At 40.2% G+C, this 14,146-nt stretch carries 12 protein-coding genes and 1 riboswitch; all 12 genes read left to right on the forward strand.

The window, feature by feature from the left end; translation table 11 throughout:
- The first annotated feature begins 16 nt into the window (after positions 1–16).
- The gene (locus IAG46_RS15180) at positions 17–1,192 is read left to right on the forward strand and encodes a PLP-dependent aspartate aminotransferase family protein (RefSeq protein ID WP_190811235.1); all 1,176 of its coding nucleotides are present in this window, start codon (positions 17–19) and stop codon (positions 1,190–1,192) included.
- A 61-nt stretch (positions 1,193–1,253) separates the two neighbouring features.
- The gene (locus IAG46_RS15185; RefSeq protein WP_190811236.1) at positions 1,254–1,667 is read left to right on the forward strand and encodes an Rrf2 family transcriptional regulator; all 414 of its coding nucleotides are present in this window, start codon (positions 1,254–1,256) and stop codon (positions 1,665–1,667) included.
- Positions 1,668–1,842: 175 nt separating this feature from the next.
- Positions 1,843–2,106 (forward strand): DUF2061 domain-containing protein, encoded by a 264-nt coding sequence (locus IAG46_RS15190; RefSeq protein ID WP_190811237.1) that lies wholly within the window; start codon positions 1,843–1,845, stop codon positions 2,104–2,106.
- Between the two features lie 11 nt (positions 2,107–2,117).
- Positions 2,118–2,741, forward strand: a complete 624-nt coding sequence (locus IAG46_RS15195) for a phosphoadenosine phosphosulfate reductase family protein (protein WP_190811238.1) — start codon at positions 2,118–2,120, stop codon at positions 2,739–2,741.
- Between the two features lie 58 nt (positions 2,742–2,799).
- Complete coding sequence (cysD, locus tag IAG46_RS15200) at positions 2,800–3,702, forward strand: sulfate adenylyltransferase subunit CysD (RefSeq protein WP_255512549.1); 903 nt, start codon at positions 2,800–2,802, stop codon at positions 3,700–3,702.
- Between the two features lie 55 nt (positions 3,703–3,757).
- A complete protein-coding gene (locus IAG46_RS15205; protein ID WP_190811239.1) occupies positions 3,758–5,005 on the forward strand; it encodes a sulfate adenylyltransferase subunit 1 in 1,248 nt (415 codons plus the stop codon).
- A 78-nt stretch (positions 5,006–5,083) separates the two neighbouring features.
- Positions 5,084–7,174: a HEPN domain-containing protein gene (locus IAG46_RS15210; protein ID WP_190811240.1), complete on the forward strand. Its 2,091-nt coding sequence runs from the start codon at positions 5,084–5,086 to the stop codon at positions 7,172–7,174.
- Positions 7,167–7,943 (forward strand): uroporphyrinogen-III C-methyltransferase, encoded by a 777-nt coding sequence (cobA, locus tag IAG46_RS15215; RefSeq protein ID WP_190811241.1) that lies wholly within the window; start codon positions 7,167–7,169, stop codon positions 7,941–7,943. Before IAG46_RS15210 ends, cobA begins: the two co-directional genes overlap by 8 nt.
- 84 nt (positions 7,944–8,027) lie before the next feature.
- The gene (locus IAG46_RS15220; protein ID WP_190811242.1) at positions 8,028–9,089 is read left to right on the forward strand and encodes an NAD(P)/FAD-dependent oxidoreductase; all 1,062 of its coding nucleotides are present in this window, start codon (positions 8,028–8,030) and stop codon (positions 9,087–9,089) included.
- A 141-nt stretch (positions 9,090–9,230) separates the two neighbouring features.
- A riboswitch (SAM riboswitch) is annotated at positions 9,231–9,377 on the forward strand.
- Between the two features lie 72 nt (positions 9,378–9,449).
- Entirely contained in the window at positions 9,450–10,454 is a 1,005-nt protein-coding gene (locus tag IAG46_RS15225; RefSeq protein WP_190811243.1) for a homocysteine S-methyltransferase family protein, read from the forward strand.
- Between the two features lie 18 nt (positions 10,455–10,472).
- The gene (gene metH, locus IAG46_RS15230) at positions 10,473–13,178 is read left to right on the forward strand and encodes a methionine synthase (RefSeq protein ID WP_190811244.1); all 2,706 of its coding nucleotides are present in this window, start codon (positions 10,473–10,475) and stop codon (positions 13,176–13,178) included.
- A 2-nt stretch (positions 13,179–13,180) separates the two neighbouring features.
- Complete coding sequence (gene metF / locus IAG46_RS15235) at positions 13,181–14,134, forward strand: methylenetetrahydrofolate reductase [NAD(P)H] (protein WP_190811245.1); 954 nt, start codon at positions 13,181–13,183, stop codon at positions 14,132–14,134.
- The last annotated feature ends 12 nt before the right edge of the window (positions 14,135–14,146 follow it).

A 14,146-nucleotide genomic window follows, 5' to 3' on the forward strand; every position in this document is an offset into this window, starting at 1 on the left:
TTTTAGGGGTGTTTTTATGAAAAATAATAAGCAACGAAATTTTGAAACTGAAGCGATTCGAACGCAAATAGAGCGAACACAATTCTTGGAACATTCCAGTCCAATGTATCTGACCTCTAGCTTTGTTTTTGAAGATGCCGAAGATATGAGAGCTTCCTTTGCTGAAGAAAAAGACCGAAATATCTATTCAAGATATTCCAATCCAAATTCTTCGGAATTTATCGATAAGGTATGCAAAATGGAAGGAGCTGAGAGCGGCTTCGCATTTGCATCAGGTATGGCCGCGGTATACGGTACTTTTGCTGCTTTACTGGAAAGTGGAGACCATATAGTTTCGTGTAAGAGCATTTTTGGCTCTACCCATACGCTTTTTACTCAGTTTTTTCCAAAATGGAACATTTCAACGAGCTATTTTAATGTAAATAATTTAGATGCGGTTGAAGGTTTGATTACGAATAAAACCAAGATTATTTATGCCGAATCCCCTACCAACCCAGGAGTGGATGTTTTGGACCTGGAAGTTTTGGGCAACATTGCCAAAAAACATAATTTGATTTTTATTATCGACAACTGTTTTGCATCGCCTTATTTGCAGCAACCCATTAAGTTTGGTGCCCATTTGATTATTCATTCAGGAACAAAATTGATGGATGGCCAGGGCCGGGTTTTGGCCGGAATCACTGTTGGTAATAGCGACCTTATTGATAAGGTCTACCGTTTTTCAAGGATAACAGGACCTGCACTTTCTCCGTTTAACGCTTGGGTTTTATCCAAAAGCTTAGAAACTCTGGCACTTAGAGTAGATAGGCATTGTGCTAATGCATTGCAATTGGCAACATACTTGGAAAACCATCCGAAGATAGCGTGGGTTAAATACCCTTTTTTAAAATCGCACCCCAAATATGAGGTTGCAAAAAAGCAGATGAAAGCAGGAGGTTGCGTTGTGGCATTTGAAGTAAAGGGAGGTCTTGATGCGGGAAGAAAATTCTTCGATTCCGTTAAAATGCTGTCTCTTTCCGCCAATTTGGGAGACTCAAGAAGTATTGTTACCCATCCAGCGTCAACAACACATAGCAAATTGAGCGTTGAAGAACGAAAATCGGTGGGAATTTCAGATGGAACAGTGCGCATTTCCGTTGGCTTGGAACATATTGACGATATCATCGCTGATATTGAACAGGCGTTGGACTAACTAATCTTGACTTTCAACCAAATTAGAACAGTCGATTGTTAATTTTCGCTATCTTCGTTAGATGCTCTCCAAGAAGACAAAATACGGTTTAAAAGCACTTACTTACCTAGCTTCTTTAGAAACTAGGGAACCCGTTCAAATTGCTGAAATAGCCAAGCACGAGAACATTTCACAAAAGTTTTTGGAAAGCATTTTGCTCACCCTTCGAAGAAATGGATTTTTAGGATCCAAAAAAGGAAAAGGAGGGGGGTACTATCTAATCAAAGAACCAGAAGACATTTTAATGACCGCGGTAATGCGGGTTTTGGAAGGCCCTATTGCAATGGTGCCCTGTGTTAGCCTAAACTTCTACGAAAAATGTGCTGACTGCCCCGATGAAAACAAATGTTCAGTAAACAAATTGATGCTTCAAGTGCGAGATAGTGCGTTGGAAGTCTATCGAAGCAATACTTTAGCCGATTTGATAGCTTCTTAGGTCTATATTCTGCAGTATTTGGCATTTAAGATCAATAAATCCATAAAATTTGTGCGTTCATCCATTAAAATCTATAAAAACTATAGGGTAATAGTAATTTTATGCAGCTTTTAACGATTCCATTGAAATAAAACATTTATGTTTGTATTTCCTAGTAAATCGATAGGGTAATATTATGATAGCAGACCAATTAATATTGAATTCGAAAGAAACCAAGACATCCTTTGAAAAGGATAAGAATTCCGAGAGACCAATTAGAAGTATTGCCAAAGCGGTTAGCTGGAGGGTTATTGGAACCTTGGACACGTTGATTATCTCCTATTTTTTTGTTGAAGAAGTGATATTGGCAGCATCTATAGCCTCTATAGATTTTGTTACCAAGATGATTCTGTACTTCTTCCATGAAAGATTTTGGAACAAGATAGGTTGGGGTAAATAAATTATTATGTCATGGCATTTTCACAAGAAAGCATAGCGAAATTAAATAAGCATTTTAAGGGCATTGATCCCCAAGAAATAATTTCTTGGGCGATTGCGAACGGAAAGTCTCCAGTGGTGACCACAAATTTTCGTCCTTACGAAGTGGCCATACTTCATGCAGTAACGGATATTGATAACAGCATTCCTGTGATTTGGTGTGATACCGGATATAATACACCAAATACCTATAAGCATGCTGATGAGTTGACCTCTCGATTGGACCTGAACATCAAATTATATGTGCCAAGGCAAACAGCTGCACATCGTGATGCAGTTATGGGAATTCCACAAATAGATGATCCAAGACATGCCATTTTTACCGAACAAGTAAAGCTTGAACCTTTTAAAAGAGCAATGGAAGAGCACAAGCCCGATGTTTGGTTTACCAACTTGCGAAAAGGGCAAACCACCCATAGAGATTCATTGGATGTGTTGAGCTTGAGCAAAGATGGCGTACTTAAAGTAAGCCCATTTTATTACTGGAGCGACACCCAATTGGATGCATATTTGAACCAGCGTAATTTACCTAACGAGCATAAATATTTTGATCCCACAAAGGTTTTAGAAAACCGGGAGTGTGGATTACATACATAAAAGAAATCGGACATTGAGTACACTTTTAGAAGAAATACAAAAACCAGAACTATTGGATTTGGAAAAAAGACCAAAAGCCAATGCATTGGAGCATGAGGCTATTTATATCATGCGTGAGGTTGCGGCACAGTTTGAAAAACCGGTATTGTTGTTTTCAGGCGGAAAGGATTCCATAACATTGGTAAGATTGGCACAAAAAGCCTTTTGGCCTGCAAAAATTCCTTTTCCGTTAATGCATATCGATACCGGCCATAATTTCCCCGAAACCATTGAGTTTCGAGATAAATTGGTGGAGGAACTTGGGGTTGAACTTATTGTAAGAAACGTTCAAGATTCCATAGATCAAGGAAAAGTGGTTGAGGAAACCGGAAAATATTCCAGTAGAAACATGCTGCAGACTACAACATTGTTAGATGCGATTGAAGAATTCAAATTCGATGCATGTATTGGTGGAGCGCGTAGAGATGAAGAAAAAGCTCGTGCCAAAGAACGCATATTTTCTGTTCGTGATGATTTTGGTCAGTGGGATGAAAAAAATCAGCGCCCAGAATTGTTCGATATGCTGAACGGTGAAATTGAAATGGGACAAAATGTGCGAGTTTTTCCAATCAGTAACTGGACGGAGCTCGATGTTTGGAGCTATATCGAAAAAGAAAATATTGAGATTCCTTCCATCTATTTTGCGCATAAAAGAAATATCTTTTTAAGAGATGGATTGATTTGGTCGGCGGAAGATGGTGTGGTATTTAGGGCAGATGATGAGGTTGTTGAAGAGCGAATGGTCCGTTTTAGAACTGTGGGTGATATGTCGTGTACTGCGGCAGTTGCATCCCATGCCGATACCATAGAAAAAGTTGTGGCTGAAATCAGAGAATCAAAAATTTCAGAACGCGGAGCCAGAATTGATGACAAACGTTCCGAAGCAGCAATGGAAAAACGTAAACAACAAGGATATTTCTAAATCAATTTGTCATTTCCGCGCAGGCGGGAATCCAAAAGAATAAAAAATAAAAAAATTGGAAGTACTAAAAATAGCTACCGCAGGTAGTGTAGATGATGGTAAAAGTACCTTGATTGGTCGACTGTTATACGATACCAAATCGTTGACCGACGATAAATTGGAGGCCATTGAAAAAACTAGTAAGCAAAAAGGGTACGATTACCTTGATTTTTCTTTGGCAACCGATGGTTTGGTAGCTGAGAGAGAGCAGGGAATTACTATCGATGTTGCACATATCTATTTTTCAACGGCGAAAAAAAGCTATATCATAGCAGATACCCCAGGGCATGTGGAATATACCAGAAACATGGTTACTGGAGCATCTACTTCACAGACGGCAATCATATTGATTGATGCTCGAAAAGGTGTGATTGAGCAGACCAACAGACACTTTTTCATCAACAACCTACTGCGTGTAAAAGAAGTTATTGTTGCCGTAAATAAAATGGATTTGGTAGATTTCTCTGAGGAGAAATACAACGCCATCAAGGCCGACTTCGAACAATTGATGAGCAAACGTGATTATGCAGGACAAAAAATCACCTTTATCCCCGTTAGCGCATTAAAAGGAGATAACGTAGTAGAGAAATCCAAGAATACACCTTGGTATGATGGCGAAACCATACTGGAACACTTGGAAAGCTTGGATTTGGCTGCCGTGTCCAACGTGGGAACCCCAAGATTTCCGGTACAATACGTAGTCCGACCCAAGACAGAGGATTTTCATGATTTTCGTGGATTTGCTGGAAAGGTATATGGTGGTGAATTAAATGTTGGTGACGAAGTTGTCGTATTACCGTCAATGACCCGAAGCAAGATTAAAAACATTTATTTCTACGATAAAGAATACCAAACCGCGCCAAGAAGGTCATCTGTGACCATTACTTTGGAAGATGAGGTAAACGTAAGTCGAGGAGATATGTTGGTCAAAGCAGGTGACTTGCCGACCATAGACAAGCAGTTGACCGCCACAATTTCCTGGATGGACTCAGATAATCTTACCACAGGAGGCAAATATGTGGTACAACATGGAATAAATAAAGTATTGGCAAAAGTTGATGCCATTGAACATAAGATTCATCCCGATTATTCAGGTATTGAAGAAAATGTTTCAACCCTACAAATGAACGACATTGCAAAGGTGAGGTTGAAATTCAACAAACCCATTTTTTACGATCGGTTCAAAGACCATCGTACAAACGGTTCCTTTATAATTATCGATAGTAGAACAAATACCACTGCAGGTGTTGGTTTCATAAACTAAAAAGAAATCAGACCAGAATGCATAGGTGATAACATAGTTGTGAATAAAATCTATTAACCAGATAGGAAAAATAGAATAATGAGAAGCTTTAGAACAGAAATAGAGAGCCCAATTGTTGAAAAGGACATTATAGAATTGGAAAGAAAAATTCGCCAATTCAAAGGTGGCGAATTGGACGAAGAAAAATTCAGAAGCCTACGTCTAGCTCGTGGAGTCTACGGACAACGTCAACAAGGAGTTCAAATGGTACGTATTAAGTTACCATATGGTAAAGTAACCTCCAACCAATTGCTTCGCATTTGCGATGTTTCTGACGAATATTCAAGAGGCAGATTGCACATTACCACCCGTCAAGATATTCAAATCCACTATGTGGACCTTGACCGTACCCCAGAACTTTGGGCCGAACTGGAAAAGGATGATGTTACGCTTCGCGAAGCCTGCGGAAATACCGTTCGAAATGTAACCGCTAGTGAAACAGCCGGAATCGATATTGACGAACCTTTTGATGTCTCTCCCTATGCCCATGCTGTTTTCCAATACTTTCTTCGGAATCCTATCGGGCAGGAAATGGGTAGAAAATTTAAAGTTTCCTTCTCGTCTAGCGATGCCGACACAGGACTTTCCTATATGCATGATCTTGGTTTTATCGCAAAAATCAAAAATGGAGAAAGAGGATTTAAAGTGATGTTGGCCGGTGGTTTGGGTTCACAACCCCGTCATGCCGATGAACTCTACAGTTTTTTACCGACAGACAAAATTGTTCCATTAATGGAAGGTGTAATCCGTGTTTTTGACAGATACGGAGAACGTAGGAGCCGTGCAAAAGCGCGGATGAAATTCTTGCTGAAGGATATTGGTCTTGAAGGATTCAAAGTGTTGTTGGAAGAAGAACAATTGGCCATTCCAATTAAAACCTATCCCATAGATTTTGAAAGCTATCCACAACCTGTGATTGCCAATGCTGAAGCACCATCAATTCAAATTGAGGAGAATGAGGAATTTCAACAATGGAAATCCACGAACTTGGTTTCACAAAAACAAAAAGGTTATGTAGCCATCGGAATCAAGGTGTTATTGGGGGATTTTTATACCGATAAGGCTAGGGAATTGGCCAAATTGGTCCAAGAATATGCCGCAGGAGAAATTCGTTTGTCGCTTCGTCAAAATATCCTGATTCCATATGTAAAAGAGGAATTGGTTCCATTTTTCTATTCAGAACTCAAAAAATTAGGATTTGTTGAAGCTGGATACAACAAGGCATTGGATATTACCGCATGTCCGGGAACCGATACCTGTAACCTTGGAATTTCCAGTAGTACGGGAATCGCCGAGGAATTGGAACGTATGATCAAGGTAGAATATCCACAATACATCAACAATCCAGATGTGGTTATTAAAATAAGCGGTTGTATGAACGCTTGTGGACAACATAATATGGCAAACATCGGATTCCAGGGAATGTCCATCCGTACCAAGGATAAATTGGTGGCTCCGGCACTTCAAGTGTTGTTGGGCGGTGGAAACTTTGGAAATGGTAAAGCACGTTTTGCCGATAAAGTGGTAAAAATTCCTAGTAAGAGAGGCCCCCAAGCCCTCCGATTGATTCTGGATGATTTTAATGCAAATGGCAATGGGGCTTCCTTTGCGGATTACTATTGGGAAAAAGGAGAACATTATTTCTATGAGTTTCTTAAACCACTTTCCGATATTGAAAACCTTACCCAAGACGACTTTATTGATTGGGGTACCGAAGTAAAATATAAAAAGGAGATTGGAATTGGAGAATGCGCTGGGGTAATTGTGGATTTGGTCGCTACCCTATTTTTTGAAAGTCAGGAAAAGATTGAAAAGGCAGAAGAAGCATTGGACGAAGAAAAATGGGCGGCAAGTATTTACTACTCCTATCAATCCATTGTCAACTCTGCAAAGGCACTTTTAACATCTGAAAAAGTTAAAGTAAATACCCATTCTGGAATCATTAGGGATTTTGACAGATTGTATGTTGAGTCCGGAAAGATTGATTTCACGGGAAGTTTTGAAGAATTGACACTTCAATTGAATAAGAACAAACCTTCGAAAGAATTTGCACAAGCCTATATGGAAGATGCAAAAATAATCTTGGATAGATTGGAAGCTTATAGAAAATTGGAATTGGCACATGTATAACGGAAAATTAACAGTGGTAGGGGCAGGCCCCGGGGATGTAGATTTGATAACCTTAAAGGGCATCAAAGCATTACAGCATGCCAATGTTGTACTGTATGATGCCTTGGTGGATGCTGAATTGTTGAATTATGCCCCAAATGCTGAGCATATTTTTGTGGGTAAACGTAAAGGATGCTACGCCTTTCAACAAGATCAAATCAATGAGTTGATTGTGCAACGTGCGGGTTTAAACAAGCATGTGGTACGTTTAAAAGGAGGTGACCCGTTTGTTTTTGGAAGAGGAGCTGAAGAAATGGAATACGCTGCTGAAAATGGGTTGGAAGTTGAGGTCGTTCCTGGAATTTCATCTGCTGTTGCCGTACCTGCGTCCCAAAATATTCCAGTCACCAAAAGAGGTGCAACGGAGAGTTTTTGGGTGATTACAGGCACCACAAAAGAACATAAACTATCTGCAGATGTTGCTTTGGCAGCAAAATCTAACGCAACTGTTGTGATTTTGATGGGTATGTCAAAATTGGTGGAAATAGCAGAGCTTTTTAAAAAAGAAGGAAAATCCAATCTACCTGTTGCCATCATTCAAAATGGTACAACGGAAGATGAAAAAGTAGGAATTGGCACTATTTCCACAATCGTGGAAAAGGCAAAAAAACAACAGCTGTCAAATCCGGCTATCATTGTGATTGGCGAAGTTGTTAACCATCGACAAAAAATAATAGAGATTCAAAAGAACCATACAAGAGAGGGAATAAAATTGTTCGAAAAAGTTTAAATATCAAGTCGAGTTGTCACCATTGTCGCACTGAGCTTGTCGAAGTGTTAGCTATGGAGCAGTCAAGACCATTAAATTAAGATTATGATCAAAACAGATATACTAATAATTGGAGCAGGACCTACAGGACTGTTCACCGTTTTTGAAGCTGGCTTGTTAAAGCTGAAAACGCATTTGATTGATGCACTTGCCCAACCAGGTGGTCAATGCTCAGAGATTTATCCAAAGAAACCTATTTACGATATTCCAGCTTATCCAGAGATTTTGGCGGGAGATTTAGTGGATAAATTAATGGAACAAATTAAGCCTTTTGAACCTGGATTCACCTTAGGTGAACGTGCTGAGACTTTAGACAAACAGGAAGACGGTTCTTTTATCGTTACTACAAATAAAGGCACTAGGCACCATGCTTCGGTTGTTGTAATTGCCGGCGGATTGGGCTCATTTGAACCCAGAAAACCTATAATTCCCAACATAGCGGATTATGAGGACAAAGGGGTTTCGTATATCATCAAAGACCCGGAAGTGTTCAGAAACAAAAAAGTGGTTATTGCCGGAGGGGGCGACTCGGCATTGGATTGGGCCATATTTTTGGCTGATGTAGCCTCCGAAGTTTCCCTTGTACACCGTAGAAACGAATTTAGAGGAGCTTTGGATTCTGTTGAAAAAGCTTCAGAGTTGGCCAAATTGGGTAAAATCCAATTGTTTACAGAAGCAGAGGTAAAAGAAGTACATGGAGAAAGTGAGTTAAAAGCTGTGGTTGTCAAGCACAATGACGAAGCTAAAGGACAAACCTATGTGGAAACAGACCATTTTATTCCACTTTTTGGACTTTCACCAAAACTGGGTCCAATTGGAAACTGGGGCTTGGAAATTCAGAAAAATGCCATCAAAGTAAATAATGCAAAAGACTATCAGACCAACATACCTGGAGTTTTTGCCATTGGCGATGTAAATACCTATGAAGGAAAATTAAAATTGATTTTGTCAGGATTCCATGAAGCTGCGGTGATGTGCCAATATGCTTACCAAATTATCAATCCCGACAAACGATTTGTGATGAAATATACCACTGTAGGAGGCGTAGAAGGTTTTGATGGCTCTAAAAAAGAAGCTAAAAAAGAAGTGGTACAAAGTATAGTCTAAAAGTTTTTTTAGGTTATTTGAGTTAGTCAAACCTTCCATTGTTCCACTTTGGAAGGTTTTAACGTAGAAAAAAGGGATATTAAAGTTGCTTTTGATTATAAAGTGTGGTTATTTTGTCCCCAGTTCATTAAAAGATTGAAATTGTTATCAAGAAAGGTGGAGGGATTGGACCCTGTGAAACCTTAGCAACCCTTTACTTATAAAGAAGGTGCTAAATTCTACCCTGTTCTGAACTAGTTTCAGGACCTCATGGAGGAAAAAACCGTTCATGTCAGGGAAGGATAACGCAGGAAGATTTTACATCATATTCCTACATTTTTCTTGATACCATATATAACCCTTTAAAAGGGTAGTTGTGTTATGAAGAATATCGAAGAAATATTACAAGAACGAATTTTGGTGTTGGACGGAGCTATGGGCACCATGCTGCAACGCCATAAATTCGAAGAAGAGGATTTTAGAGGGGAACGCTTTAAGGATTGGGAACACCCTTTGAAGGGAAACAATGATTTATTGTCCTTGACCCAGCCGGAAGCAATCGCCGAAGTCCATAGAAAATATTTTGCCGCCGGAGCAGATATTGTTGAAACCAATACCTTTTCAGGAACTACCATCGCCATGGCAGATTACCATATGGAAGAATTGGTATACGAACTCAATTATGAATCTGCCCGAATAGCAAAAGAAGTAGCAAACGAATTTACCGCCAAAGAACCTAATAAACCTCGATTTGTAGCTGGAAGTATTGGTCCGACCAATAAAACGGCCAGTATGTCTCCAGATGTCAATGACCCTGGATTTAGGGCTGTCTCGTTTGATGAACTTAGAGAGGCTTACAAAGAGCAGGTGGAAGCTTTATTGGATGGGGGCTCCGATATCCTTTTAGTGGAGACTATTTTTGATACTTTAAATGCAAAGGCTGCATTATTTGCCATTGAAGAGGTAAAAGATGAGCGAAATATTGAAGTTCCCATTATGGTGAGTGGCACCATTACCGATGCATCAGGCAGGACACTTTCAGGTCAGACCGCAGAAGCATTTTTGATTTCCATTTCCCATATCCCCATTCTTTCGGTCGGTTTTAATTGTGCTTTAGGCGCAAAACAACTAGTTCCGCATTTGGAAGTAGTTTCAGCCAAAACGGATTATGGTGTTTCTGCACACCCCAATGCTGGTTTGCCCAATGCCTTTGGGGAATATGACGAATCTCCAGAAGAAATGGCCTCCCAAATACAGGAATATGTGGAAAAAGAATTGGTAAATATTGTTGGTGGATGTTGCGGTACAACCCCAGAACATATTAAGGCCATTGCCGATTTGGTTAAAGAATACGCTCCGCGTAAGTTGACAGTTCATAGTTTTTAGTTAATGACAAGGATTCATATGAAGCAGACAGATAACCATCAATCATCAACCGTTAACCATAAACGTCCATTGCGTTTGTCAGGCCTTGAGCCTTTGGTCATAACCCCGGAAAGTAATTTCATCAATGTAGGGGAGCGGACCAATGTGGCCGGATCTAAAAAGTTTCTTCGTCTAATCAAAGAAGAAAAATTTGATGAAGCTTTGGATGTTGCCCGACACCAGGTAGAAGGAGGAGCGCAGATCATAGACATTAACATGGATGATGGCCTTATTGACGGAAAAGAGGCTATGGTTAGGTTTCTGAATCTCATTGTCGCCGAACCTGATATTGCCCGTGTTCCTATTATGATCGACAGTTCTAAATGGGAAATAATAGAAGCAGGGCTGCAGGTGGTTCAAGGAAAATGTGTGGTGAATTCCATCAGCTTAAAAGAAGGAAAAGAGCAGTTTATCCAGCAGGCCAAATTGATTAAACGATATGGGGCTGCTGTTATCGTTATGGCCTTTGACGAGGTTGGCCAAGCAGATACTTATGAGCGACGAATTGAAATCGCCGAACGTTCGTACCATATTTTGGTTGATGAGGTGAATTTTGCACCAGAAGACATCATTTTCGACCTTAATATCTTTCCTGTGGCAACAGGAATGGACGAGCATAAACTCAATGCCCTTGATTTTATCCAGGGAACCAAATGGGTGCGTGAAAACTTACCGCATTGCAGCGTGAGTGGAGGGGTCAGTAATGTGTCTTTCTCTTTTAGGGGAAACAATCCTGTACGGGAAGCCATGCATTCCGTCTTCTTATATCATGCTATCAAAGCTGGAATGAATATGGGTATTGTGAACCCAGCTTTGCTGGAGATTTATGATGATATCCCCAAAGACCTTTTAGAGCATGTCGAAGATGTGATATTGAATAGAAGGGATGATGCTACAGAACGTTTGTTGGAATTCGCGGAGACTGTAGTAGGGAAAGCCAAGGAGAGCAAGGTGGATTTATCATGGCGGGAAGAGCCATTGCAGGACAGAATCACACGTGCCTTGGTCAAAGGAATCGATCAATATATAGTTGAAGATGTTGAAGAGGCAAGATTGGCTGCTTCCCGACCATTGGAAGTGATTGAAGGCAATCTAATGACCGGAATGAACGTAGTTGGCGATTTATTCGGTAGCGGAAAAATGTTCCTTCCCCAAGTGGTGAAATCTGCAAGGGTGATGAAGAAAGCTGTTGCACATCTTACCCCATTTATAGAAGCATCTAAAGATGCAACCACATCAGCTGCAGGTAAAATTTTAATGGCGACGGTAAAGGGAGACGTTCACGATATTGGAAAAAATATAGTCAGTGTGGTTTTGGCCTGTAACAATTATGAAATTGTGGATATGGGTGTGATGGTCCCACCGGAAAAAATCATCAATAAAGCCAAAGAAGAACAGGTCGATATTATTGGTTTGAGTGGTTTGATCACCCCTTCATTGGATGAAATGGTCTTTTTAGCTAAAGAAATGGAGCGCCAGCAGTTCGCTGTACCGTTGTTGATAGGCGGAGCTACTACTAGCAAGGCCCATACAGCGGTTAAAATCGACCCGCAATACAGCCAAGCTGTTGTGCATGTAAACGACGCCTCGCGCGCAGTAACAGTTGTTGGCGATCTATTGAAAAAAGAATCATCGGATAACTATAAAAAATCCATCAAGCTGGATTATGAGAGTTTTCGAGATAAATTCTTGAACCGAAGCAAACAGAAAGAATATTTGACCCTCGAAGAGGCCAGAAATAACAAACTACAAATCAAGTGGAATCCTGCTGACATAGCGAAACCCAAGCAAACCGGAATTCAAGTATTGGAAGATTTTGATTTAAAAGAACTGCTGGATTTCATTGATTGGTCTCCATTTTTCAGAAGCTGGGATTTACATGGAAAATATCCCAACATCCTAAAGGATAAGGTAGTAGGAAAACAGGCAACAGAGCTTTTTGAGGATGCGCAGAAGATGTTGAAGAAAATTTTGGACGAAAAGCAACTAAAAGCAAAGGCCGTTTTTGGATTGTTTCCTGCCAATTCGGAAAACCAAGATGATATCGAAGTCATTTCGAACGAAGGTGAGAAATCCATTTTCAGAACTCTCCGCCAACAATTAAAAAAAAGAGCAGGAGTTCCGAATATCGCTTTGGCCGATTTTATTGCTCCGAAAACTTCGGGAATACAAGATTATATGGGCTGTTTTTGTGTGACCACAGGCTTTGGAACCCAAGAATTGGCCAAGGAATATGAAGAAAAACTGGATGATTACTCCGCTATCATGGTAAAGGCACTGGCGGACCGTCTTGCTGAAGCTTTCGCCGAATACCTTCACAGAGAAGTACGAACGGAGCATTGGGGTTATGCTTGTAGTGAAAGTTTTTCGAACAAGGAATTGATTGATGAAAAATATCAGGGAATACGACCTGCGCCTGGTTATCCTGCCTGTCCTGATCATTTAGAAAAACTCACCATTTGGGAAATATTGGGTGTAGAAGAAAAAATAGGGGTCAAACTAACAGATGGTTTGGCCATGTGGCCGGCAGCTAGTGTTAGCGGATATTATTTTGGACATCCGCAGTCCAAATATTTCGGATTGGGAAAAATTAAGCAAGATCAAGTAAAGGATTTTGCCAAAAGAAAAGAAATTGAATTGGAGAAAGCACAAAAATGGCTTGCCCCCAATAGTATAGATGAATAATAATGAAAGTAACCGACCACATACAAGCAGCAAAAGGAGAAACACTCTTCAGTTTTGAGATTATACCCCCTGTAAAAGGAAAAAGTATCCAAGAACTTTATGGCAACATCGACCCTTTAATGGAATTTAAGCCTCCATTTATTGATGTCACCACTTCAAGGGAAGAGTATGTTTATTTAGATCGTGATGGGCTTTTGGACAAAAAATTGACACGAATGCGTCCAGGAACACTTGGTATTTGTGCCTCCATTACCCATAAATACAATGTTGATACTGTTCCCCATGTGTTGTGTGGAGGGTTCACCAAAGAAGAAACCGAGTATCTTTTGGTAGACTGTCATTATTTAGGAATCGACAATGTGATGGCGCTAAGGGGTGATGCCATGAAAGAAGAAAAATATTTTTTGGCTACTAGTGGCGGGCATCAATTTGCGTCAGATTTGGTACAGCAAATCAATGATTTGAACAAGGGTAACTATCTGCATGAGGTCATAGAGACGGATAACTGTGCCAATTTTTGCGTGGGTGTGGCCGGTTATCCCGAGAAACATATGGAAGCCCCTTCCTTAAAATCCGATTTAAAGCGGTTAAAACACAAGGTGGATTTGGGAGCCGATTATGTGGTGACTCAAATGTTCTTCGATAATAAAAAGTATTTTGAGTTTGTGGATGAAGCTCGAAAAATGGGGATAAATGTGCCTATAATTCCCGGAATCAAGCCCATAGCCGTAAAAAGGCATCTGCAGTTATTGCCACAAGTATTTAGGGTAGACATTCCTGAAGATTTGATTGATGCTGTTGAGGGCTGTAAAAATAACAAAGAGGTACGGCAGGTGGGGGTGGAGTGGTGCATCCAGCAATCCAAAGAGCTTAAAGAAGCTGGTGTTCCGGTATTGCATTACTATTCCATGGGGAAATCAGATAATATCAAAGCGATTGCCAAGGAGGTTTTCTAGGTTAGTTAAAGT

Origin of the sequence: Flagellimonas sp. S3867, assembly GCF_014698935.1 — a bacterium.
GTDB lineage: Bacteria > Bacteroidota > Bacteroidia > Flavobacteriales > Flavobacteriaceae > Flagellimonas.